Origin of the sequence: Vibrio ostreae (assembly GCF_019226825.1) — a bacterium.
In the GTDB taxonomy this organism is placed as follows: Bacteria; Pseudomonadota; Gammaproteobacteria; order Enterobacterales; family Vibrionaceae; genus Vibrio; species Vibrio ostreae.
Genome location: NZ_CP076642.1, coordinates 467,924 through 491,304, shown reverse-complemented (window position 1 = coordinate 491,304; position 23,381 = coordinate 467,924). Strand labels below are relative to the sequence as shown.

The window sequence follows — 23,381 nt, the reverse complement described above, 5'->3', positions numbered from 1 at the left end:
ATAAAGATAGGCTGATTCTAGCGGGTTCACCGGATGAGGCAAACCAGGAAATCAGGATTTGTTACCAATTTTGCATAAAGTTTTTGTGTGGCTGCCGATAATAAAAGAGTCGTTTCAACAAATGGATGAGAGATTCATGAGGGTTATTGCGTTATTTACATTATTGCTACTGACTGGATGTAGTTCCCTGTCTCTCGATAATCCAATCGGGATGTTGGATACTAATATGTTGGATACGGCTCCGCAAAGTGATCAAGACGTGCGTTACCCTGAGTGGGGTCATGCACCTCAGCCTGCTCCGGTATCTGTGGCGGTTCCAGCGGTTGCGACACCGATTCAGAGGCCGCAGAGGCAGGCTTCTGCCTCCGGCTACAGCTCACTTGAGCAGTTTTTAATGCAAAATGGTATCGATTATGAAGTGATGCCGGGCAACCATATTATGGTCAAGCTTAAACATACCATGCAGTTTGCCACCGGTTCGGCGCAGCTTTCTTCAGACTCTGCGTACTGGCTCAATATTATGAGCCAGTTTTTGTCTCGTGAACGCGGTATCGATATCGTTATTGAGGGACATACCGATAATACCGGCACAACCACGCTGAATGATGGTTTATCGGTCAGACGCGCTCAATCGGTCAAAGATACTCTGGTCAGAAATAATGTCGCACGCAATGCGATTTTTACCCGCGGTTATGGTGAATCTATCCCAGCGTGCACCAACAGCACGACTCAGGGTCGGGCGTGTAACCGCCGGGTAGAGTTACTTCTTATCGTCTCAAATAATTGATTTAGTTTGCGTGCGAGTTGCAAGACGAGTTGGATGTGGTTGCGACTTTAAGCACATGCTTTGTTACTACTTGTGTGGAGTTGTTGATTATACTCACGCAACTGAGGTTTATTGAGTATGATGTTTTGAAAACCGCCTTAAAATTGTGTATATAAGGCGTCTACAATGTATAAGAATTATTAACGCCATGTCAGCTATTCAATCGTCTCAAAATGAAGTTCCGGTAGGGGAACAGGATCAGTTGGTTTCAACCACAGATCTTAAAGGTGTCATTACATACTGCAATGATACTTTTTGTCGTATCGCCGGGTTCGAGGAGCATGAACTCCTGGGACAAAACCACAATATCGTGCGCCATAACGATATGCCGAAAGCGGCGTTTGCCGATATGTGGCAGCATCTTAAGCAGGGTAATGCCTGGCGCGGGATAGTTAAAAACCGCACCAAAACGAACGGGCATTACTGGGTCGACGCTTATGTCACCCCCATTTACGAAGATGGTAAAGTGTGTGGCTTCCAGTCGGTGCGTGTCCAGGCGCAGCGTCAATGGGTGGATATTGCCGCGAAAGCGTATAAAGCACTGCGCAGCGCTGAACAGTCCGGCCGCAGCTTCTCTCTCAAGATTTCCGCTTCGGTGCGTTATGCTATCCTCCTCGGGTCACTGGCGGCGCCTGCGGCTGCCTATTTCCTGGCGCAGAGCAGTAATATGCAGCTGTTGGCCAGTTTATTGCCGGCTGCGGCCCTGGGTCTATTGTTCCGTCAGGAGTTGATTGATACACCCAAGCAGATCCATCGTTTGCAATCACAGTATGACAGTATCAGCCGTCTGATTTACTCGGGTAACAGTGCGTTTTCGGTGGTGGACTATCATCTGAAAATGGCTTCAGCCCGAATCCGTACGGTGCTGGGGCGTATGGTTGACTCAGCGCACCCGCTGCGCGACGTGTCTGAAAATTTAAGTGCTAATACGGCGGAAGTGGTGCAGGCGCTGAAACAGCAGAACGCCGATATTCGCAGTGTGGTGCAGGCTACAGACGCGGTCGAAGCTGCGGCAGATGCGGTATCCGGTAATACCCAAACTGCTCATGAGTTAATTGAAAAGGCATCGGCCAGTTGCCTGCATACCAAGCAAAGCATAGAGCAAACGCACAATAATCTGGTGGTGCTCAGTGATCAGGCTGAGCGGGCAACCGGCACGACCTATGAGCTCAATGAGCAGGCGCAGAAAGTGGGTCAGTTGATGGAAGAAATCGGTGGCATCGCTGAACAGACTAACCTGTTGGCACTGAATGCTGCGATTGAAGCGGCGCGTGCCGGGGAGCAGGGGCGTGGCTTTGCTGTGGTTGCCGATGAAGTGCGTGCTTTGTCTGGTCGTACCCAAAAGGCGACTCAGCATATTCAGTCCAGCATTGATACCATGCTGAATACGATTGAGTCATGGCAAAAAGAGATTGTCGAGAGTCAGAAACAGACTCAGGCGTGCGGTGCCGTGGCAGAAGAGAGCGGTCATCGCCTGCAGGAAGTTGAGCAGCAACTGGCACAAATGCAGAGTATCATCAGCGATATGGCTCACTCAGCTACGGCGCAGCGTGAACTGACCAGCGAGGTCAATCAGCATATTCATTCAATCGCCTCAATGGCAACGCAAAATCTGGCCGCAACCAATACGGTTGAAGAGTTCAGCCAGCAGATGAATGAGCGAGTGGATGATTTTGGCCAGCTCGCTAAGCGATTCGAAGAAAAATAACCCAATCAGGAAATGGCCGCATGATGCGGCCATTTTTGTCTTATATTCCCTCAAGATTCCCTCTGTTTGTCTTATATTCCCTCAAGATTCCCTCTGTTTTTCTTATTTCCTTAAATTTTCATGATCAATACGCCATAGGTCTGATGTGACTCGAAATGTAAAAAACTGTTTCTAAGTGATAATTTGTTATGTTATAACATTAATAGTTGTTAGGGTTGTTACGGAATTATCGTTATGAAGTCTGTGGTTGGAGAGATAGCGCGAACTCCTGTTAAAGCGCTCTTGTCGGTTTCACAAAGTCAACCAGCGCTGCAAGGAAGGCGTTTGTTATTGCTGTCGGCCCAAGTGCGCATCGGTTTGGCTGGCATTGTGCTGACGGCACTCTGGTTATCGATTTACTGGGCGGTACTGCTGCCATGATGACACTGGATCAGTTGGTGGTGGGTTATCGCGGGCAAGCCGTGACGCTGCCAGTCAGTGGCCGGTTTAAGTCGGGATCCCTGACCGCCATTATGGGGCCGAACGGAGCTGGTAAGTCGACGCTGGTCAAAACCTTATGTGGTTTGCAATCGCCGGTTTCAGGCCGGTTGGATGTCTGTGCTGCAGTTCCGCAAGTGGCCTGGCTGCCTCAGCGTGCCGAAATGGATAGTGATTTCCCCATCAGTGTGTATGAGGTGGTCGCCATGGGATGCTGGCCCAAGCAAGGCATTGGGCAAGCACTGGGGCAAGATAACCACATCCGAATTGAACGGGCTTTGACTGACGTTGGGATTGGTGATCTGGCTGCACGTACGATAGGTGAACTGTCCGGCGGTCAGTTTCAGCGCATGTTGTTTGCGCGCATGTTGGTTCAGGATGCAGATGTGATGATGATGGATGAACCTTTTGCCGGTATCGATCAGGCTACACAACAGATATTGCTGCAGCTTATGTTGGCGTTAAATCAAAAGGGCAAAACAGTGATAGCGGTGCTGCATGATGTCACTCTGGTGCGACGCTATTTCCCTCAACTGCTGCTGATGATGCCGGATCAGGTCAGATGGGGAGCGACTAGTGAATTATTGACAGAGCAAAGATACGGTTCTGACGGTGTGGTCATTCCTCTGTTTCATCAGGAGAGCTTGTATGAGCACACACATCATTGATGCCTTCATCCAGTACGGATTTATGCGCCGCTCTCTGGTGGCCTGCCTGGCGTTATCACTCAGCCTGGCTCCGCTCGGCGTGTTTTTGCTGTTGCGCCGCATGAGTCTGGTCGGCGATGCCTTGTCTCATGCGGTATTGCCCGGTGTCGCTGTGGGTTACCTGCTGTCGGGAATGTCGCTGCTTGCGATGGGGCTGGGCGGATTTATTGCCGGTTTGGTGGTGGCGATGGCATCAGGCTGGATCAGCAAAATGACCCGTTTGCAGGAAGATTCTGCATTTGCCGGCCTTTATCTTGGCTCCCTTGCGCTGGGCGTTACCTTGGTATCACTGCGCAGTAACGGTGTCGACTTGTTGCACTTACTGTTTGGCTCCCTGCTTGCGGTTGATGCGGATTCACTGATGTTTATCGGCGCTATTAGCAGTTTTACTTTGCTGGTTATTGCCCTGCTGTATCGCGGCATCGTGTTCGAATCGTTCAATGCAAGCTTCTTTACCATGCATTCGCGCTCCTTTTCGTTGCTGATGCACGGTCTGTTTATGGCGCTGGTGGTGCTCAATCTGGTCGCCGGTTTTCAGGTGTTGGGCACCCTGATGACGGTAGGTCTGATGATGTTACCAGCCATCGCCGCTCGCTGTTGGACCAACAGACTGGGCGTGATGCTGTTAGTCGCGGTACTGCTCGGAATGCTCAGTTCAGTCATCGGACTGGCCTGGTCCTGGTATCAGTCGATTCCGGCCGGACCGGCCATTGTGCTGACGGCGACCGCGGTGTTTCTTTTTTCCGTTCTTTTTGGCTCTCAGAAAGGCATTTTTACCCGATCAAAATCGATGGTGTATTCAAATTAAGGAGTAATAGATGAAAGTTTGGCAAGCAGCCGGTTGTTCTCTGCTATTGGCACTGAGCAGTTCCGCAATGGCAAAAACGGTGGATACCGTGGCAAGTTTTTCTGTGCTGGCTGATATTGTAAAACAAGTGGGCGGCGATCATGTCACCGTGACAGCTCTGGTGGGGCCGGATGGTGATCCGCATACCTTTGTTCCGAGCCCGCAAGACAGCGTAAAACTCAATCAGGCCGATGTGGTGTTTATGAGCGGACTGGGTCTGGAAGGCTGGATGGATCGTCTGGTGACCGCGTCGGGATACAAGGGGCCGGTCATTGTGGCATCTGATGGGGTTCAGAGCCGGACCATGCAGGAAGACGGCGAGGTGGTCACAGACCCGCATGCCTGGAACAGCGCGGCGAACGGTGCTATCTACGCGCGTAATGTGACGGATGCGCTTAAAGCGGCTGACCCGCAGGATGCCGACTATTTTGAACAGCGCGGCAGTGATTATATCGAACAACTGACCAAGCTGGATCATTGGGCTAAAGCCCGTTTTGCATCCGTGTCTGAAGAGGGACGTAAAGTGTTGACCAGTCACGACGCATTCGGCTATTTTGGTGCCGAGTATGGCGTGACCTTCCTGTCACCGCAGGGCTTTTCTACGGAGTCGGAAGCCAGTGCGAAGCAGGTGGCCGAACTGATCAGTCAGATTAAATCACAGCACATTCACGCTTACTTTATTGAAAATCAAACGGATCCACGTCTGGTTAAACAGATTGCAGCTGCAACCGGAGCGAAAGCGGGCGGTGAACTCTATCCGGAAGCGTTAACGGCTAAAGGCGGTGACGCTGATACTTATCTGGAGGCATTCAAACACAACGTGACAGTAATGGCCGACAGCATGAAGTAAGTCTGAGCGCATGTTTCCGACTGTGTTTGCGTAAATATCATTACCGGGCAGAGATCCGATAAGGTCTCTGCCTGATATGTTCTATGTCTGGTATGTTTAGTGATACTGCCAGCTCTCTGATGACGGGCGAAGCTATGTATTTTCTGTCTGTGTGCAAAACGTTACCCGGCGCCGTTGGCAATAAGCGGCTGCTGGTGTCCGGTTTGTTGACCTTGCTGATTGCACTCCCTTGCCGTGCGCATCCCCATTCATGGATTGATATCAAAACCCGGATATTAGGCAGTGACCAGGCCATTACCGGGCTGAAAATGGAATGGACCTTTGATGCCATGACCACCGCCTACTTGTTTGACGGCGAGGATATGTCTCCGGCGCAGCAGGAAAAAACGCTGCACAAACTGGCGGCATCTGTGATGACGAACATGTTATCGCAGCACTACTTTACCTATTTCTACGATAATCAGACGCCGATTCGTTATCAATCGGTTGATACCGGCCAGCTGAGCACTGCGAAAGGTAAAGCCACGTTGAGTTTTAGCTTGCCACTGGCCAAGCCTTATCCTCTCAACGGGCACAAACTCACCCTGAAAATTTTTGACCCGACTTACTACGTTGATATGTCATGGAAAGACAGCCATGACATCAGCTTCGCCCCGAGGTTACAGGATCATTGTCAGCAGAAGCTGGTCGAGCCGAATCCGACTTCAGCTCAAATAAGCTACGCCATGTCGCTACCGATGGATGCTGATCCTGACAATAAACTCGGTCAACTTTTTACCCAGACACTCGAACTGAGCTGTAAGGCCCAGAGTTAATACAAGCCTGAGCTGGCAATAACAAGGTTAGTCAAAAACCAGCCGGTACTTTTTATGGTAAGGAAAGCTTATGGTCCAGAAAAGCTTATGATTACAAAAGTAAGGGAGAAATATCTCATGTCGTTTGAACAAACCAAGCGAACGTCCACAGCGCAGGGGGCAGAGAAAGTAAACTCCAGACTCAATCCATGGCTGAACGGTGCGCTGGTGCTGGGTGTGTTGCTAGCCCTGGGCGTATTACTGTGGCATTTTTGGCCACAAATCCTGGTACAGAGCCTGCATTGGCAAAAGGCGTCCCTCGACTATCTGAGTGAGCAGTTCTATTTGCCGGGTCTGCACGCCAAGGCGATGATTCTCGCCGTCTGCCTATTGTACGGCGTGTTACATGCGCTTGGTCCCGGACACGGTAAAGTGGTGGTCAGCACCTATCTGGCGACTCATGCCACTAAGCTGCGTACCGGAATCTATATCACGATTGCCGCGGCGCTGTTACAGGGCTTGGTTGCAGTACTATTGGTCAGTGTGTTTTTGTTTGTGCTGCATCAGACCATGCATCAGCTGAATGCGACTGTATCCGATTTTATCGAGCTGAGTGGCGTGTTTGTGGTGGCGCTTGGCGTCTATCTGTTGCTGGCAGCATTGACATCGTTGCTCGGCTCTCGGTCGCCGCGTGTTCATCAGGAGAGCCATCACCACGATTACCCTCATCACGACGATCATCATCATAATGACCACCATCACGACTGTGGCTGCGGACACAAACATGGTGCGGATGCAGAGGAGCTCAACCGGGCAAATGGCTGGCGTGAATACGCAGCGATTATCATCAGTATCGGATTACGTCCGTGCTCTGGTGCGATTCTGGTTCTGTTTTTTGCTCATCTCGCCAATCTGTATTGGGTTGGTGTCGCGGGCAGTTTTGTGATGTCTTTGGGAACGGCGCTGACCACCTCAGTGATCGCGTTTTTAACGGTGACAGGACGCAGTGTGGTGCAATTTTACAGTCGGATAGACCCGGGAAAGAGCAGGGTAGTGATGACGATGCTGAAAAGTATCGCGGGCTTATTGCTGCTGGCAATGGGACTACTGCTGATCGAAATGCCGGGGTACGGTGTATCGCCGCTTTTTTTGTAGCAAGTGACCTTGCGTAAACGTGATTTGTCGTAAAGTAACGTTGCGCGAAGAGTGAGCGTCATAAACTAAAAAGGCCCTGCTCAGTGAGCAGGGCCTTGGTTTTCATTTGCTTGTCCCATCCTAAGACAGGATCAAACCAGGCTTATGCCAGCAGTTCGTTCGCAGTGTTGACTACGTTTTCAGCCGTGAAGCCGAACATCTTGAACAGTTCGCCCGCCGGTGCTGATTCACCAAAGGTGGTCATACCGATGATACGACCGCCAAAGCCGACGTACTTGTACCAGAAGTCAGCGATGCCCGCTTCAACAGCAATACGTGCAGTCACATCAGCTGGCAGTACCGCTTCACGGTAAGCCGCATCTTGCTTGTCGAAGGTGTCAGTCGATGGCATAGATACCACACGAACCTGTTTACCGGCTGCGGTCAGTTGTGCGGCGGCTTGTACGGTCAGTTCCACTTCAGAACCGGTCGCGATCAGGATCAGCTCAGGTTTGCCGGCACAATCTTGCAGGATATAACCGCCTTTGGCGATGTCCGCCACTTGCTGCGCGCTGCGCGCTTGCTGAGCCAGGTTCTGACGCGAGAAGATCAGCGCCGATGGCGCATCTTTACGCTCGATAGCCAGTTTCCACGCGACCGCAGATTCGACCTGGTCACATGGGCGCCACGTGCTCATGTTTGGTGTCAGACGCAGTGACGCGATCTGCTCGACCGGTTGGTGAGTCGGGCCATCTTCACCCAGACCGATGGAGTCGTGAGTGTAGACCTGGATGTTCTGAATCTTCATCAGCGCCGCCATACGCATCGCGTTACGTGCGTATTCCATGAACATCAGGAAAGTCGCGCCGTAAGGCACGAAACCACCGTGCAGGGCAATACCGTTGATGATGGCGGTCATACCGAATTCACGTACACCATAGTGGATGTAGTTTCCGGCGAAATCTTCGTGAGTCAGCGACTTAGAGCCAGACCACATGGTCAGGTTAGACGGAGCCAGGTCGGCTGAGCCGCCCATGAATTCAGGCAGGATCTTACCGAACGCTTCCAGCGCGTTTTGGGACGCTTTACGTGACGCGATGTTGGCCGGATTGGCTTGCAGATCAGCAATCACTGCGCTGGTCACTTGTTCCCAGTCAGCCGGCAGATCACCGGCCATGCGGCGCTGGTATTCCGCCGCTTCGGCCGGGTAAGCCTCAGCGTAGGCTGCAAATTTTTCATTCCAGGCGGCTTCTTTGGCTGCACCGGCTTCTTTGGCATCCCACTCGGCGTAGATATCGGCCGGGATTTCAAACGCGCCGTATTCCCAACCGAGGAATTCACGCGCAGCTTTGATTTCGTCTGCGCCCAGCGGAGCGCCGTGACAGTCGTGTGAGCCCGCTTTGTTTGGTGAACCAAAACCGATGATGGTCTTGGTACAGATCAGGGTCGGACGACCGGTTTCTGCCTGTGCGGCTTCGATAGCGGCATTAATCGCTTCTGGATCGTGACCGTCTACTGCCGGGATAACGTGCCAGCCGTATGCTTCGAAACGTTTTGGCGTATCGTCAGAGAACCAGCCTTCAACGTGACCGTCGATAGAGATGCCGTTGTCATCCCAGAAGGCAATCAGTTTGCCCAGACCGAGCGTCCCGGCCAGAGAACATGCTTCGTGCGAGATGCCTTCCATCAGACAGCCGTCGCCCAGGAATGCATAAGTAAAGTGGTCAACGATGTCGTGACCTTCTTTATTGAACTGCGCGGCCAGCGCTTTTTCCGCAATCGCCATACCCACGGCGTTAGTGATACCCTGACCCAGCGGACCTGTGGTGGTCTCGATGCCTGGTGCGTAACCGTATTCAGGGTGACCCGGGGTTTTCGAGTGCAGCTGACGGAAGTTTTTCAGGTCGTCGATTGACAGCTCGTAGCCACTCAGGTGCAGCAGAGAGTAGATCAGCATAGAGCCGTGGCCATTGGACAGCACGAAGCGGTCACGGTCAGCCCAGTTCGGGTTTTGCGGGTTGTGGTTCAGGTGACTGCGCCACAGCACTTCAGCGATGTCAGCCATCCCCATCGGGGCGCCTGGGTGACCAGAGTTAGCCTGTTGTACACCATCCATGCTCAGCGCGCGGATTGCGTTAGCCAGTTGTTTGCGGTTCATAATAGATTCCGTAATCGTTAGGATTTTAAAGTCAGAAATGATTAGGGGAAGCGGGCGCTTCCCCTAATGGGATTCAGTTTGGCTGATTAAAGCTTAGCTTCGATCATCGCTTCCAGTTTGCCCTGGTCTACAGCGAAGTTACGGATACCTTCAGCCAGTTTTTCTACCGCCATTGGGTCCAGGTTGTGCTCCCACAGGAACTCGGAGTGGTTCATGGCTGCCGGACGCTCTTGCAGTTCAGTGGTCGCAACCAGTTTCTCTTCAACCACACCTTCAGCCGCTTCCAGATCAGCCAGCAGCTGTGGAGAGATAGTTAGGCGGTCACAGCCAGCCAGTTCCAGGATCTCGCCGATGTTACGGAAGCTTGCGCCCATCACAACCGTGTTGTAACCGTGCTGTTTGTAGTAGTTGTAGATGTTAGATACAGACAGTACGCCCGGATCTTCCTGAGCTTCGAAATCACGACCTTCTTTCGCTTTGTACCAGTCCATGATACGGCCTACGAATGGAGAGAGTCAGGAATACGCCAGCTTCTGCACAAGCACGAGCCTGAGCAAATGAGAACAGCAGGGTCAGGTTACAGTTGATGCCTTCTTTTTCCAGTACTTCCGCAGCACGGATACCTTCCCAGGTAGAAGCCAGTTTGATCAGGATGCGGTCGTTGCTGATGCCTGCATCGTTGTACATTTTGATCAGTTTACGTGCTTTCTCGATGCTGCCTTCAGTGTCGTAAGACAGACGTGCGTCCACTTCTGTAGAGATACGGCCAGGGATAGTTTTCAGGATCTCTTTACCGATGTTCACTGCCAGCATGTCACAAGCTTCTTGTACTTGCTCTGCTTTGTCGCTGGTTTGTGATTTTGCGTATTCGATCGCTTGATCAATCAGAGGTGCATATTCTGCAATTTGAGCGGCTTTAAGAATTAGAGAAGGGTTGGTTGTTGCATCTTCAGGCTGGTACTTTTTGATTGCGTCAATTTCACCTGTGTCCGCGACAACAGTCGTTAGTTTACGTAGTTGCTCTAATTTGTTGCTCATTTCGATCATCCTATTTCTTTTCGGCTAGCCAGCAAAAACTGGCAGGTGCAAGCGGGTTAGCTAAGCGCAGCGCCACGTTCTGACGTCACTTCTTATGACTAACTCAATGTTTTCCAGCGACCGAGCAACTGCAATGAACATTTGCTCGTTCGTTGAGTAAATGATGTACCCATATTTAACGTATCCGGTCTAAATAATCAATCGGGATTTGGCTATTGTGAGGGGTTTTGACGAGTTATTTTACACAGCGCTGGATCAAGCCAGAAAAGAAACGTTTGCCTGATCGGCAGCGGCCCTGGAGTGATGAAAAAGAGCGCACGCCTCAGGGTGAGAAAATGTAACCATAGTGAGCAAATGTTGCATGTCTAATGTGTCCTGACATATGCTATACCCATGAGCAGATGCTGCGCCACAGCGGCATTATGACCACATACATCATCAAGGTTATACAATAGGGTAAGCGGGTATGAGCAGTTCCAGCCAGGATATTTCGTCTGAAAGCAGTGATTTATTGACCGAAGTCGCCGTCGCGTATTATCAGGACGGTGCGACTCAGGAAGAGATTTCGAGAAAATTTTCGATTTCACGTGCCAAGGTAGGGCGGATGCTGAAACAGGCGCGCGATGAGGGCATTGTTGAGATCACCGTGAAGTATCACCCGGTATTCAGCGCCAAAATTGAGCAGCGCCTGATAGAACGCTTTGGCGTTAAACGTGCCCTGGTCGCGCTGGATCAGCCCACAGAAGAGTTACAGCGTCAGCAGGTATCTGGACTGGTATCGAGTTATCTCAACAGTACTTTGAAAAATGGTATGGTGGTCAGTATCGGTCAGGGGCGTAACGTGTCGGCGGTCGCCCATCATATCGGCGTGATCACGCCACGCGATTGTAAGTTTGTCTGCAGTATTGGTGGTATTCACCCGCGCGGCGGTATGTTCAATGCCGACCATATTTGTCGCCAGATGGCGAAGAAATACGGTGGTACCTCAGAAACCCTCTATGCTCCGGCTTATGCGGAAAACCGCGCCCAGAAACTGGCGTTTATGCAAAATGAAACGGTGAAACAGACCCTGGATCTGGCGCGTAAAGCGGATATTGCACTGGTTGGGATCGGTGATATGAGTGAAAACAGCTATATGGTCGATTTGGGCTGGTTTACTCCCGATGAAGTGGTGCAGTCGCGCTTGCAGCAGGGGGTGGTCGGGGACTTTGCCGGCTATGATTTTTTTAACGTGCATGGTCAAATCGCCGACACCGTGATGAGTGACCGGATTATCGGTTTGGGGATTGAAGAGTTTCGGCGTATCGCTGAGGTGATCGCGATTGCGGCAGAAAACAGTAAACCGCTGGCACTGCTGGGCGCGCTGCGCACCGGCGCGGTGGATGTGGTCGCCACCAGTGTCAGTAACGCGCTGACCGTATTAAACCTCGATGAACAAATGTTCGGTCTGGATACAAAGTCGCAGCTTTGACTGACCGGACGGTGAAGTGACAGCCGTTGTGCCAGTTTTGTAGCGGCGAAAATGGCACACCATTTATTGATATATAGAACAGTATTCTACATTCTAATTGCTTGATTTTATGGGTGTAAACCCGAACCTATCCTTTATCGCTCCGACCTGAATGTTGCAGGGGCAAGATGCAAACATGCGCTTAAAAGATTGAAAATTCGGTCATTTTGTATAAATATGAGCGCGAAATTGCAGTTCTCCAGGAAAGGGAGACTGAAAAATCTCATCGTTATTGGTGTAGATTCAGTCCGGGATCTTCGTGTTTAGCATGACGTTTCTGCCACAGATTAGCGACTGAGTGGAGTTAAGGAAAACGAATCAACCAAGATTAAGAGTTTGCGTAAATTACGTATCCAACTCTCATTTCACCTAACTCACATTTGCTATTTCACACCATACATTTCATAACATAATGGAATAATAATACCGTTAATATAATAAGGAGCTTTTATGTACCAGGCACTAAGGAATGGGCTACTGGCGTTGGCTGTTGTTTTTTCTGCTTCAAGCATGGCTGAAAACTACACCATAGGCACCGGTAGTCAGAGTGGTACTTATTACCCGCTGGGCGGCATGCTGGCAAAAATCTGGAGTGAAAACCTGCCTGATTTCAACATGCGTGCGGAAGTGACAGCGGCTTCTGTCGAAAACACGATTAAGGTTTCAACCAACAAGCAGTTAGCCGGTATTGCACAGGGTAACGTTGTACTGCAAGCCTTTGAAGGAACGAAACCTTTCCCGCGTAAGATGGACGTTGCGGTTCTGTTTGCGCTTTATCCCAACGCGGTACAGTTCATTGTACCGGCCAAATCGGACATTCATTCGGTTGCTGACCTGAAAGGCAAACGCGTTTCCCTGGGTGCGCCTGGCTCAGGTACCCGTGTCAGTGCAGTTAATATTCTTAATACCCTGGGCGTGTCAGAAGATGACATCAAGCCTCAGTCTCTAAACTACACTGCGACCACCAGTGCGATTGCTAACAACCAGATCGATGCTGGTGTAATCGTCGGCAGCGTGGGTGTTGGTGCGATTACTGAACTGGCGCTGACGCGTGATATTCGTGTCCTGAGCTTCAGCGAAGAAGAGCTGGCCAAGATTGCCGCTGCGTATCCTTCTTACCTGGAACTGGATGTGCCGGCAGAGGCTTACAACAAGGTTCCTGCGTTTAAAGTGCCTGCGGTATGGAACGTACTGGTTGTGAACAAAAACCTGAGCGAAGACATGGCGTATCAGATGACCAAAGCGGCATTTGACCACATCGATGAGATTCGTCAGGTGCTGGGTGTGACTAAGTTCACCACCATTGAAAACATGACGAAGCTGGATGGTGTTCCTCTGCACCCTGGCGCAATGAAATTTCTGCAGGAACAACAGAAGTAAATTATCAGTCATTCACGAGTGATTACTGATAACAAAGTAACGTTACACGGAGTAAGTGATGAGTCAAATTCATCCTGGTAACCAGAAAATTACTGACGTGATACTTTCGATAGCCGCTGTAGCGGCTATCGCTTTATCGGTCTTTCAAATTTGGCAAGGTATCGTTGCCACGCTTTCCGCACCGGTGTTTCGTCCGGTCCATGTCAGTTGGGTTATCGCGATAGCCTTTATGGTTTATCCCACATTTAATGCCAGACACTCACGGCCGGTTTACTTGCTGGGGCGGGTAATTGACCTTGGCCTGGTGATCGCAACCTGCTGGGCATCCACTCAGATTGCCTTGTTTGATTATGATGATATTAGCTTTCTGCTCGATGGGTTAGGCACCGTCGATCAGGCCGCCGGTGTGGTGCTGATTGTGATGCTGCTCGAAGCCACCCGGCGTACCGTCGGGCTGGTGATGGTAGTGATCGCGGCACTGTTTCTGGTGTACGCCATGTTTGGTGATGTCCTGCCGGATAATGTCGCCAGTAAAGGCTTCAGTATCGAAGAGATCGTGCGTTTCCATATTTACTCCACCAATGGGGTATACGGCGCGCCACTGGCAATTGCAGCCGGTGTGGTATTTATCTTTGTCCTGTTTGGCGCCTTCCTGCAAGTGACCGGTGCAGGCCAGTTCTTTATCGATATGGCGTTTGCCGTGGCCGGTAAATACCGCGGTGGCCCGGCGAAAGCGAGCGTGGTCGCTTCGGCGGCATTAGGCTCGATTTCCGGTTCAGCAATTGCTAACACGGTGACCACCGGCTCGTTAACCATCCCGATGATGAAAAAGCTTGGCTACAAGCCGGAGCAGGCCGCAGGGATTGAAGCGGCGGCGTCGACTGGTGGGCAGATCATGCCGCCGGTTATGGGAGCCGGGGCGTTTGTTATGGCGCAGTTTACCGGTATTCCGTACAGCGATATCTTGCTGGTATCGATTGCACCGGCAATCCTTTATTTCGCTTGTACCTTGCTTTACGTCCACCTAATGGCCTGTAAGCTTGGTTTGCAGGGCATGACTGTCACCGAGCAAATTTCTAAAGTGCTCAAGGATGGCTGGCACTATCTGCTACCGCTGATTCTGATCACGGCGCTGCTGATGATGAGCTATTCACCGGTGTTGGTGGGTGTTATCGGCTGTGTGGCTATTTTGCTTACCGCGATGACCCGTAAACACAGCCGCATCAGTTTTAAATTGTTTGTCGAAGGCCTGAAAGAGGGCGCGCTGATGGCGATTCCGATTTCGGTGGCTTGTGCGACAGCGGGTATCGTGGTGGGTGTGGTCGGTCAAACCGGTATCGGTCTGCAATTTACTCAGTTTCTGATCGCGTTGTCGGGCGGCCATTTATGGTCGGCGCTGGCTTTGATAGCAGTGGCTGCGGTCATTCTCGGTATGGGCCTGCCGGTAACGGCTGCTTATATCGTATTGTCCATTATGGCTGTTCCGGCGCTGATGGATTTCGGCCTGGGTATGTTGACCGCACACATGATCGTGTTCTGGTTGTCGCAGACTTCTAACGTGACGCCACCGATTGCGCTGGCTGCCTTTGCCGGGGCGGGTATTGCCAATGCATCACCGATGAAGTCGGCAGTGCAGGCCTTCAAACTGGCGCAGGGCTTCTTCCTGATCCCGGCCATGATGGCATTTTCCGGCCTGATCTGGATTGATGGCGAACCGGTGCATTTTGCTATCGGGGTTATTTCAACCATCAGTCTGTTTGTTGCCTTTGCCGGCGGTATTGAAGGTCGTCTGTTCTCGCCACTGCATAGCTGGCAACGTGCCGTGTTGTTGGTCATGGCATTATGCGTGCTGTTTTTGTCGGATATATACCGTCTTGCCGCACTGGTGGTGATTGTTGCGGTATGTCTGCTAAATTACCGTCAGCCTGAACAACCGGCTTCCCACGCATCGTGATAACAGGGTAAGTGTTCGCGTTAAACGTGGTTAATTTCGTTCAATGCTCCAAATAAAAGATAAATGCCGTTCACCCAGTGAACGGCATTTTTTATCGCTTGTGCAGCCCGATGATGAAACGATGGCTACAGCGCTTATTGCTATTGCTATTTCAGAACTCTTGTTATTTTAACGCTATTCTGATGTCAAAGTACCAATCGGCAGGTCGTGATTTGAACCCCATTCAGTCCAGGATCCGTCGTACACGGCCAGGTTGTGATAACCACACAGCGCAGCAGCCAGAAGGACAATACAGGCGGTGACACCTGATCCGCAGCTGAACAGGTATTCGTCGGCTGATTGCGGCAACGCCTGCTGCAAAATCGGCTTGAGTTCGGCAACTGGTTTGAACTTATGACCGTTCATCAGTACGGCGAATGGCAGACAGCATGAATTCGGGATATGGCCGCTGCGTACACCCGCACGCGGCTCTGGTACCTGACCGGAAAAGCGGGCATGAGAGCGGGCGTCGACTGTTTGGCTGGCTGGATCATCGAGTTTGCTCAGCACGTAACCGGCATCAACAAAGTAAGCCGGGTCGAGCGGGCGGTTAAAATCGCCTTTTTCTGCTGACTGAGCGTAATCTTGCGCGACAGCGTAACCTTGTGTTTTCCACTCAGTCAGACCACCATCGAGTATGTAGACCTCGTTATGGCCGAATGCTTTGAACATCCACCACGCCCGTGGCGAGGCAAACGTACCACTGTTGTCATACACGACCAGAACCGAATCTTGATTAATTCCCAGCTCTTGCGCTAAGCGGTTGAAACGCGCTTCACTTGGCATCATGTGCGGTAAACTCGCATCAGGATCGCAGAACACGCTATCGTAATCGAAACGGCGTGCACCTGGGATTGTGTTGATTTTGTCTTTTTCCGGTTCAGCAGGAATTTGAAAATCGATACTGCTATCTAGCACGACAGTGCGTTTGTCATTAAGGCGTTCGGCCAGCCAGGCCGGAGTGACAAGAGGAGACATGCGACGCTTTCCTTATTGAGCGCGGGCCAGGAGCCCGCAATGGGTTCACCTTTAGAGGGTACTCAATTCAACGCTGGAAATAAATGAAAACAGGCGCTTAATAGCGCGCCTGTTTAGAATGGAGAGCAGGTTAGGGCTGGCTGCCGCACACCGGGCAGCTAGGCTGCTTCATCAGTTTCATTTCGCGCCATGACATGGTCATCGCGTCGAGCAGCAGAATTTTGCCTTGCACTGAACGGCCATATCCGGCGATGACTTTGATGGCCTCAAGAGCCTGCACTGCGCCAATAATACCGACTACCGGCGCCATCACGCCTGCTTCGACGCAGCTCAAAGCTGCATCGCCGAACAAAGCACTCAGGCATTGGTAACAGGGTTCATCGTCCTGCTGGTAGGTAAAGACGCTGACCTGACCTTCCATACGAATCGCGGCCCCGGAAACGAGCGGGGTTTTGCTCTGATAGCAAAGGCGGTTAAGTTGATTACGGGTCGCGACGTTATCTGAGGCATCCAGCACTAGTGTGTGACGGGTGATGAGCGTTTGCAGCGCTTCATCATTGAGTCGCTCGGCCAGAGTATCCACCATCAGGTGCGGATTAAGTTCGCGCAATGACTGCGCGGCCGATTCTACTTTAAGCCGGCCGATATCCGCGTCATGGTGCAGTACCTGGCGCTGCAGGTTTGAGAGCTCAACTTTATCATCGTCAATCAGGGTCAGTTTACCGATACCGGCCGTCGCCAGATACTGGCCGGCGGCACAGCCTAACCCACCGGCGCCGAGGATCAGCACTGAACTCTGTTTGAGCGCTTCCTGACCCTCAAAATCAAACTGTTTCAGGATGATTTGACGGTTGTAGCGCAGCATCTCTGCATCGCTGAGAATGTCCACCATGGCTCCTAGTATAGGGTTGCGTTAAACAGCTGGATATTGACGGTTTCACCGGCTTCGACCCGGCCACGTTCACGCTCCAGTACCACGAAACAATTAGCAAGGCTCATTGAGCGGAAGGCTCCTGAGCTCTGGTTACCTGTGGTCTCCACGAAAAACTGACCGTTTTCGATGCTGTAAATCCCGCGCTGATAATCGGTGCGGCCCGGTGCTTTTTTAAAGGTAGTGCGCGTTGTGGCTGGAATGGATTGCGGCGCTTGCCACTCGGTATGCCCCGCCAGTTTGGCCAGCATTGGTTGTACTAACACGTACATGGTTAACACGGCGGAAACCGGGTTACCAGGCAGACCACAGAACCACGCGTTTTGTAGCGAACCGAAAGCGAACGGTTTACCCGGCTTAATCGCCAGTTTCCAGAAGCCGATTTCACCCAACTGCTCAAGGATATCTTTGGTGTAGTCGGCTTCACCGACGCTGACGCCGCCGGAAGTAACGACCACATCGGCCAGACTTTGCGCTTTCTCAAACGTCGCTTTGAGTGTTTGCGGGCAGTCAGGAATGGCGCCGAGATCAATTGCTTCGCATCCGAAGTTCTCAATCAAAGGTTTGATACCGTAACGGTTGCTGTCGTAGATTTGACCAGCTTGCAGCGGTTCACCCAGTGGCTTGAGCTCGTCACCGGTTGAAAAAAAGGCCACTTTAGGTTTCTGGTAAACGGTGATTTGGCTAACGCCGAGTGTGGCAATCATTGGAATATCGCGTGGTGTCAGGCGGGCACCACGGCTCAGCACGACGTCATTATGATGAATGTCGTCTCCAGTCGGGCGGATGTTGTCATTATGCGGTACATCTCTCACGCTGAAGGTGACGCCTGCATTGGTCACGCTGGCCTGCTCCTGCATCACAACCGCATCACAGCCCGGCGGGATTTGCGCCCCGGTCATGATTCGCACGCAGCTCATCGCCGGCCACTCGCCGTCAAAAGGCTGGCCTGCGAAAGACTTTCCGGCCACAGTCAGTGGCTGGCCCAGCGCCAGCTCTGAACGACGCACGGCATAACCGTCCATGGCTGAGTTATCAAAAGGGGGCACATTGATTGGCGAGAGAATATCCTCAGCCAGCACATAGCCCAGAGCATCCGGCAGCGGAAGTCGTTGCGTGGTCTGAATCGGTTGGATACGCGACAGCATTTTCTCCATCGCATCTTCGATTGGCATTAAGCCGGGTGCGTCACAACAGCCCATGTTTTAATCCTATCATCTTGTATTTTCTGCCTACTTTAGCACACAACTGGCATCAGGCGACAAACTGTCTCTTGGTACGATTCATACGGTTTAGAATCGTCGTTTTAGTGAAAGTGTGAATTATCGTTACAACGGTAGCTATCACTCAGCGTTGTGGGGTTGAGAACCGTCCCGCAGTGCTGATGACAGCTGGCTTGCGTGAATTAAACCCATCTTTAAATTAAGGATGTAATTATTAAAAAATCCGAGTATCCTTGTCTGCCATCCGGAAGGGGTAATTAAGAGGTAAGGTAATGTCAGGTCTTAGCGAATCCGCGAAGTTAGTTAAAGATGCATTGGAGCGTCGTGGTTTGGAAACGCCAATGCAGCCAAATACGATGGGTCGTGAAGAGAAAAAAGAGCGAATCGAACACCATATGCGTGAGATTCTTAACCTGCTGGGGCTCGATTTGACTGACGACAGCCTGGAAGAAACGCCGCATCGTATCGCCAAAATGTACGTTGACGAAATCTTTTCTGGCCTTGATTATCAGAACTTTCCGAAGATTACGGTTATCGAAAATAAGATGAACGTGAGTGAAATGGTGCGGGTTAAAGACATTACCGTCACCAGTACCTGTGAGCACCATTTAGTGACCATCGACGGCAAAGCGGCAGTGGCTTACATTCCACGCGGCAAAATTATCGGTCTGTCGAAGATCAACCGTATTGTCCGTTTCTTTGCCCAGCGTCCGCAGGTACAAGAGCGCATGACCCAGCAAATTCTGGTGGCGCTGCAGGCTCTGCTGCAATCGGATGATGTCGCAGTCACCATTGATGCGACCCATTACTGCGTGAAATCACGTGGTGTGATGGATGCAACCAGCGAGACCACCACCACGGCACTGGGTGGTATTTTCAAGTCCAATCCGGCGACCCGTGCCGAGTTTTTGCATGGCCTGCGTTAAGCGCCAACGCATAAACTGTATATCCAACGCATAAACCAAATAAAAGTTAACTCGAAAAGCGTCTCTGAGCAGGCGCTTTTTTTGTGCCTGTTTTTTCCCTCTTTGGCAGGGCTCGCGCTGTCAATGAACGGTGCAGAGCGAATATAAAAAATCGCCATCCCGTAAGGAATGGCGATTGCTTTGAGTTGATAGTGGATGGTTGTTGTTACCCGATTTTCTGTCAGGCAGCTTCCAGCTCACCTTGCGCCTGATCGAGCAGAGCGAACTCTTCCTCGGCGCTTTTAGCAATCAGGTTGTGCTGACCGACGACGAAGTAGTAGAGCATACCGACGGCGAACAGGACCAGAGTGAACAGGAAGGCACGCACATCGTAAGCGTACACACCAGTCAGGGCGATAATTGACAAGACCAAAGCCACACCTGAAGTGACCACGCCTCCCGGAGTTTTGTATGGACGAGGAATATCAGGACGCTTGATGCGCAGCATAATGTGGCTGGCTGACATCATGGCGTAAGAGATGGTTGCGCCGACAACCGCCATAGACAGAATCAGGTCACCTTCACCGCTTAGCGAGATTATAAAACCCAGAATCGCAGGGTAGATCAGAGCGCGGACCGGCGCTTTGCGTTGGCTGGTCAGTGACAGGTTTTTCGGCAGATAACCGGCACGTGACAGCGCAAATACCAGGCGGCTGTAGCCGTAAATGATGGAGAAGAATGAAGCGATCAGACCGGCCAGACCCAGCACGTTCACGAAGGTCGCCAGTTGTGAGTGGCCGGCAATATTAAGCGCATCAACCAGAGGGACCGCGCTGTCGCCAATCACTTTAGCACCGGCTGCGCCGCTCAGCAGAACGACAACCAGAACGGCAGTGAACAACAGGAATACCATCGCAGCTATAATACCTTTTGGCACATCCTTTTTCGGATCTTTGGCTTCTTCCGCGGCCAGTGGAACACCTTCTACCGCCAGGAACAGCCACATCGCAAACGGCAGTGCAGCCCAGACACCGTACAGACCCATCGGCAGCATCAGATCGCCGCTGGCAGTCGGCTCGATATCAAACAGATTGGCGCTGTTAAATTCAGGCACCAGAGCAACACCGGTCGCCAGGATTGCCAATACCGCCAGGCCACTGATCACCATCATCACTTTTAATGCTTCGCCTACGCCAAAAATGTGAATACCAACAAAAGCCAGGTAGAAGAGGGCATAGACCACGGGGCCGTCAAAGCCAGTCAGCTCATTCACCGCCGAACCAATGAAGATTACAATCGCCGCCGGAGCCAGCGAGTATTCAATCAAAACCGCCAGGCCGGTCAGAAAGCCACCCATCGGGCCCATGGCCTGACGGGCAAAACTGTAACCGCCGCCGGCTGCCGGGATCGCCGCTGACATTTCGGCCAGAGACAGCACCAGTGCCAGATACATGATGCCCATCAGTACGGCGGCAATCACAAAGCCGCCCCAGCCGGCCTGAGCGATACCGAAGTTCCAACCGGCGAAATCACCGGAGATCACATATGAGATACCCAATCCGGCCAGCAGAATCCAACCTGCGGCGCCACGTTTGAGCTGGCGTTGAGCCAGATAATCGTTTGATGTTGTCATACTACTATCCTTACGTTATGACTTTGAAGTTAAAGAGAAAAACTGTGTCTGTTTATGCTCGAGGATGGTGTCATCCGAGCGGTCTTTGAGGCCGACACCGGTCAGTTTGAGACGGCGTGATTCAGCCAACAGATAGAAACATTTCATCGCCGCTGCCTGATAAGGGAGGCCTTGCGGACGTACATTGGAAATACAGTTACGCAGCGAATCTTCCGTGCCGCGATGCGGATGCCAGGTCAGATACAGCCCCAGGCTATCCGGGGAGCTCAGTCCCGGACGTTCACCGACCAGTACCAGCACTTCTTTGGCGTTAATGGCTTCACCGACATCATCGCCGACTGCGACACGGCCCTGATGGACAATGCACAGCGGTGCAATCTGCCAGCTGTTTTTGCTGTCGTTGTGCAACTGTTCAATCAGCGCTTCAATAACGGGTGTGGCGTGATTACTGATGGCATAAGAGGAAAGGCCATCAGCGATGACAATCGCCAGATCGTAAGGTTTGGCGTGTTCATCCGCGTGCTTTTTGAGCTGCTCAATAGACGACTCGCTCAGCTTACGACCCAGATCCGGCCGCTGCAGATAAGTCAGGCGGTCATCCGCCTGGCTGTGCAGCGACAAAGCGGGCAGATAAGGTGTCAGCTCTGGCCTGGAGGCCATTGTCTTAACCAGTTGTTGCTCGTCGAGCGGCACGTGTACGGCGTCCATTGCCTGAGCGTGAGAGAGCTGGAAACGCAGCAGCTCCTCTGTCGGGATGCTGGTGCCGACCCGGCCGATACCGATGCGGGCCTGAGTAAACTGGCGTAATTTGTGCCACGGATCCTCGTGGATCAAATGGTTGATAGGGACAACGCTCATACGGCCTCCTTGATTAAGCCCAGCGGCTGGATGAAGTGCGGAGAGATCTCGTCTGACAGCTGTTTACCCTGCTGTTGATTGAAGATTTGCATTTTTTGCAGCCAGGCTTCAAATTCCGGCGCTGGGCGCGAGCCGAGTACCTGACGCGCGTAGAGTGCATCATGGAAAGAGGTGGTCTGATAATTGAGCATGATGTCGTCAGAGCCGGGGATTCCCATGATAAAAGAGCATTCTGCCACACCAAGCAGGGTGAGCAGGTTATCCATATCATTCTGATCGGCGTAAGCATGGTTGGTGTAGCAGATGTCACAGCCCATCGGCAGGCCAAGCAGCTTGGCGCAAAAGTGGTCTTCCAGACCGGCGCGGATGATCTGCTTACCGTCAAACAGATACTCGGGGCCGATAAAGCCGACCACGGTATTGACCAGCAGCGGTTTGAACTTACGTGCCAGGGCGTAGGCGCGCACTTCACAGGTTTGCTGGTCGACGTCGTGATGGCCGTTGGCAGACAGGGCGCTGCCCTGACCGGTTTCAAAGTACATCACGTTGTCACCGACCGTACCGCGTTTCAGGCTCAGTGCGGCATCGTACGCTTCCGCCAGTACGTTGATGTTGACGCCAAAGCCCTGGTTGGTCGCTTCTGTGCCGCCTATCGACTGGAACACCAGATCAACCGGGGCGCCTTGTTCGATCGCTTCAACGGTATTGGTGACGTGGGTCAGCACGCATGACTGGGTCGGGATTTCATAGTGCTGAATCACTTCGTCCATCAGTTTCATCAGTTTGACCGCCTGACTGACACTGTCGGTCGCCGGGTTGATACCAATCACAGCATCGCCGTTGCCGTACATCAGGCCATCAAAAATAGAGGCCGCAATGCCGCTCATATCATCGGTCGGATGATTCGGCTGTAAGCGGGTTGATAAGCGGCCCGGCAAACCAATCGTGTTGCGAAACGCGGTCGTGACGCGACATTTTTTAGCCACCAGAATCAGATCCTGATTACGCATGATTTTGCTCACCGCCGCCGCCATTTCCGGAGTAATGCCCGGGCTGACGCGAGTCAGTTCGAGATGGGTCGTGGTTTCCAGCAGCAGCCAGTTACGAAAATCACCCACCGTCAGGTGCGCGATTTCCAGAAATGCCTGAGCATCATGTTCATCAATAATCAGGCGGGTAATTTCATCGCTTTCATACGGGATGAGCGTTTCATTTAAAAAGGTTTTCAGTGGCAGGTCAGCCAGCACCATTTGCGCCACGACGCGCTCTTCGGCGGATGTCGCTGCCACGCCGGCCAGCTGATCGCCGGAGCGCATCGGTGACGCTTTGGCCATCACTTCTTTCAGAGAAGCAAACTGATAGGTCTGGGTGCCTATCTGGTAACGGTAGCGTGAACTCATAAAACCTCTCAGCTTTTGGTTTCGGGGCACG

19 protein-coding genes and 1 pseudogene are annotated in these 23,381 nt (G+C 51.9%); 12 read left to right on the top strand and 8 right to left on the bottom strand.

Going from position 1 to position 23,381, the window contains the following annotated elements:
* Positions 1-136: 136 nt before the first annotated feature.
* From KNV97_RS02180 to KNV97_RS02145, 8 genes are all read left to right on the top strand, one after another.
* Positions 137-787 (top strand): OmpA family protein, encoded by a 651-nt coding sequence (locus tag KNV97_RS02180; protein WP_218562013.1) that lies wholly within the window; start codon positions 137-139, stop codon positions 785-787.
* A gap of 187 nt (positions 788-974) precedes the next feature.
* Entirely contained in the window at positions 975-2,534 is a 1,560-nt protein-coding gene (locus tag KNV97_RS02175; protein WP_218562012.1) for a methyl-accepting chemotaxis protein, read from the top strand.
* A 234-nt stretch (positions 2,535-2,768) separates the two neighbouring features.
* Positions 2,769-2,954 carry a hypothetical protein gene (locus KNV97_RS02170; RefSeq protein ID WP_218562011.1) on the top strand — a complete coding sequence of 62 codons (186 nt, stop codon included), beginning with the start codon at positions 2,769-2,771 and terminating at the stop codon, positions 2,952-2,954.
* Positions 2,951-3,679 (top strand): metal ABC transporter ATP-binding protein, encoded by a 729-nt coding sequence (locus KNV97_RS02165; RefSeq protein WP_218562010.1) that lies wholly within the window; start codon positions 2,951-2,953, stop codon positions 3,677-3,679. Before KNV97_RS02170 ends, KNV97_RS02165 begins: the two co-directional genes overlap by 4 nt.
* Positions 3,660-4,526, top strand: a complete 867-nt coding sequence (locus KNV97_RS02160; protein WP_218562009.1) for a metal ABC transporter permease — start codon at positions 3,660-3,662, stop codon at positions 4,524-4,526. Before KNV97_RS02165 ends, KNV97_RS02160 begins: the two co-directional genes overlap by 20 nt.
* A gap of 10 nt (positions 4,527-4,536) precedes the next feature.
* Positions 4,537-5,415: a metal ABC transporter solute-binding protein, Zn/Mn family gene (locus tag KNV97_RS02155; protein ID WP_218562008.1), complete on the top strand. Its 879-nt coding sequence runs from the start codon at positions 4,537-4,539 to the stop codon at positions 5,413-5,415.
* An 83-nt stretch (positions 5,416-5,498) separates the two neighbouring features.
* Positions 5,499-6,230, top strand: coding sequence for a DUF1007 family protein (locus KNV97_RS02150; protein WP_256611802.1), 732 nt, complete (start codon positions 5,499-5,501; stop codon positions 6,228-6,230).
* 117 nt (positions 6,231-6,347) lie between these two features.
* A complete protein-coding gene (locus tag KNV97_RS02145) occupies positions 6,348-7,364 on the top strand; it encodes a nickel/cobalt transporter (protein ID WP_218562007.1) in 1,017 nt (338 codons plus the stop codon).
* 142 nt (positions 7,365-7,506) lie between these two features.
* Here KNV97_RS02145 and tkt read toward each other — a convergent pair whose 3' ends face one another.
* Both tkt and tal read right to left on the bottom strand, forming a co-directional pair.
* Complete coding sequence (tkt, locus tag KNV97_RS02140; RefSeq protein ID WP_218562006.1) at positions 7,507-9,501, bottom strand: transketolase; 1,995 nt, start codon at positions 9,499-9,501, stop codon at positions 7,507-7,509.
* A gap of 86 nt (positions 9,502-9,587) precedes the next feature.
* A pseudogene (gene tal / locus KNV97_RS02135) lies at positions 9,588-10,539 on the bottom strand (transaldolase).
* A 466-nt stretch (positions 10,540-11,005) separates the two neighbouring features.
* Between tal and KNV97_RS02130 the strand changes: the two are divergent.
* From KNV97_RS02130 to KNV97_RS02120, 3 genes are all read left to right on the top strand, one after another.
* Entirely contained in the window at positions 11,006-12,010 is a 1,005-nt protein-coding gene (locus tag KNV97_RS02130; RefSeq protein WP_218562005.1) for a sugar-binding transcriptional regulator, read from the top strand.
* A 489-nt stretch (positions 12,011-12,499) separates the two neighbouring features.
* On the top strand, positions 12,500-13,429 hold the full coding sequence (locus tag KNV97_RS02125; protein WP_136485530.1) for a TAXI family TRAP transporter solute-binding subunit: 930 nt from the start codon (positions 12,500-12,502) through the stop codon (positions 13,427-13,429).
* Positions 13,430-13,487: 58 nt separating this feature from the next.
* Entirely contained in the window at positions 13,488-15,383 is a 1,896-nt protein-coding gene (locus KNV97_RS02120) for a TRAP transporter permease (protein ID WP_218562004.1), read from the top strand.
* Positions 15,384-15,557: 174 nt separating this feature from the next.
* Here the strand turns inward: KNV97_RS02120 and KNV97_RS02115 are convergent, their stop codons facing one another.
* The 3 genes from KNV97_RS02115 to moeA all read right to left on the bottom strand — a co-directional run bounded on the left by KNV97_RS02115 (position 15,558) and on the right by moeA (position 18,533).
* Positions 15,558-16,400, bottom strand: coding sequence for a sulfurtransferase (locus KNV97_RS02115; RefSeq protein WP_136485534.1), 843 nt, complete (start codon positions 16,398-16,400; stop codon positions 15,558-15,560).
* Between the two features lie 130 nt (positions 16,401-16,530).
* The gene (gene moeB / locus KNV97_RS02110; protein ID WP_218562115.1) at positions 16,531-17,289 is read right to left on the bottom strand and encodes a molybdopterin-synthase adenylyltransferase MoeB; all 759 of its coding nucleotides are present in this window, start codon (positions 17,287-17,289) and stop codon (positions 16,531-16,533) included.
* Positions 17,290-17,297: 8 nt separating this feature from the next.
* A complete protein-coding gene (moeA, locus tag KNV97_RS02105) occupies positions 17,298-18,533 on the bottom strand; it encodes a molybdopterin molybdotransferase MoeA (RefSeq protein ID WP_218562003.1) in 1,236 nt (411 codons plus the stop codon).
* A 293-nt stretch (positions 18,534-18,826) separates the two neighbouring features.
* Here moeA and folE point away from each other — a divergent pair, with 293 nt between their 5' ends.
* Complete coding sequence (gene folE / locus KNV97_RS02100; RefSeq protein ID WP_136485539.1) at positions 18,827-19,480, top strand: GTP cyclohydrolase I FolE; 654 nt, start codon at positions 18,827-18,829, stop codon at positions 19,478-19,480.
* Positions 19,481-19,700: 220 nt separating this feature from the next.
* Here the strand turns inward: folE and eat are convergent, their stop codons facing one another.
* Genes eat through KNV97_RS02085 form a run of 3 tightly spaced genes read right to left on the bottom strand, consistent with a single transcriptional unit; the run spans position 19,701 to position 23,350 of the window.
* Positions 19,701-21,092 (bottom strand): ethanolamine permease, encoded by a 1,392-nt coding sequence (gene eat, locus KNV97_RS02095; protein ID WP_136485541.1) that lies wholly within the window; start codon positions 21,090-21,092, stop codon positions 19,701-19,703.
* A 15-nt stretch (positions 21,093-21,107) separates the two neighbouring features.
* Entirely contained in the window at positions 21,108-21,950 is an 843-nt protein-coding gene (gene eutC, locus KNV97_RS02090; protein ID WP_218562002.1) for an ethanolamine ammonia-lyase subunit EutC, read from the bottom strand.
* Positions 21,947-23,350: an ethanolamine ammonia-lyase subunit EutB gene (locus tag KNV97_RS02085; protein WP_136485545.1), complete on the bottom strand. Its 1,404-nt coding sequence runs from the start codon at positions 23,348-23,350 to the stop codon at positions 21,947-21,949. Before KNV97_RS02085 ends, eutC begins: the two co-directional genes overlap by 4 nt.
* Between the last annotated feature and the right edge of the window lie 31 nt (positions 23,351-23,381).

Bases quoted from the DNA above. Each gene is read 5' to 3' on its own strand.
- KNV97_RS02180 (WP_218562013.1), top strand. From the start codon at position 137: ATGAGGGTTATTGCGTTATTTACATTATTGCTACTGACTGGATGTAGT.
- KNV97_RS02175 (WP_218562012.1), top strand. From the start codon at position 975: ATGTCAGCTATTCAATCGTCTCAAAATGAAGTTCCGGTAGGGGAACAG.
- KNV97_RS02170 (WP_218562011.1), top strand. From the start codon at position 2,769: ATGAAGTCTGTGGTTGGAGAGATAGCGCGAACTCCTGTTAAAGCGCTC.
- KNV97_RS02165 (WP_218562010.1), top strand. From the start codon at position 2,951: ATGATGACACTGGATCAGTTGGTGGTGGGTTATCGCGGGCAAGCCGTG.
- KNV97_RS02160 (WP_218562009.1), top strand. From the start codon at position 3,660: ATGAGCACACACATCATTGATGCCTTCATCCAGTACGGATTTATGCGC.
- KNV97_RS02155 (WP_218562008.1), top strand. From the start codon at position 4,537: ATGAAAGTTTGGCAAGCAGCCGGTTGTTCTCTGCTATTGGCACTGAGC.
- KNV97_RS02150 (WP_256611802.1), top strand. From the start codon at position 5,499: ATGTCTGGTATGTTTAGTGATACTGCCAGCTCTCTGATGACGGGCGAA.
- KNV97_RS02145 (WP_218562007.1), top strand. From the start codon at position 6,348: ATGTCGTTTGAACAAACCAAGCGAACGTCCACAGCGCAGGGGGCAGAG.
- tkt (WP_218562006.1), bottom strand. From the start codon at position 9,501: ATGAACCGCAAACAACTGGCTAACGCAATCCGCGCGCTGAGCATGGAT.
- KNV97_RS02130 (WP_218562005.1), top strand. From the start codon at position 11,006: ATGAGCAGTTCCAGCCAGGATATTTCGTCTGAAAGCAGTGATTTATTG.
- KNV97_RS02125 (WP_136485530.1), top strand. From the start codon at position 12,500: ATGTACCAGGCACTAAGGAATGGGCTACTGGCGTTGGCTGTTGTTTTT.
- KNV97_RS02120 (WP_218562004.1), top strand. From the start codon at position 13,488: ATGAGTCAAATTCATCCTGGTAACCAGAAAATTACTGACGTGATACTT.
- KNV97_RS02115 (WP_136485534.1), bottom strand. From the start codon at position 16,400: ATGTCTCCTCTTGTCACTCCGGCCTGGCTGGCCGAACGCCTTAATGAC.
- moeA (WP_218562003.1), bottom strand. From the start codon at position 18,533: ATGGGCTGTTGTGACGCACCCGGCTTAATGCCAATCGAAGATGCGATG.
- folE (WP_136485539.1), top strand. From the start codon at position 18,827: ATGTCAGGTCTTAGCGAATCCGCGAAGTTAGTTAAAGATGCATTGGAG.
- eat (WP_136485541.1), bottom strand. From the start codon at position 21,092: ATGACAACATCAAACGATTATCTGGCTCAACGCCAGCTCAAACGTGGC.
- eutC (WP_218562002.1), bottom strand. From the start codon at position 21,950: ATGAGCGTTGTCCCTATCAACCATTTGATCCACGAGGATCCGTGGCAC.
- KNV97_RS02085 (WP_136485545.1), bottom strand. From the start codon at position 23,350: ATGAGTTCACGCTACCGTTACCAGATAGGCACCCAGACCTATCAGTTT.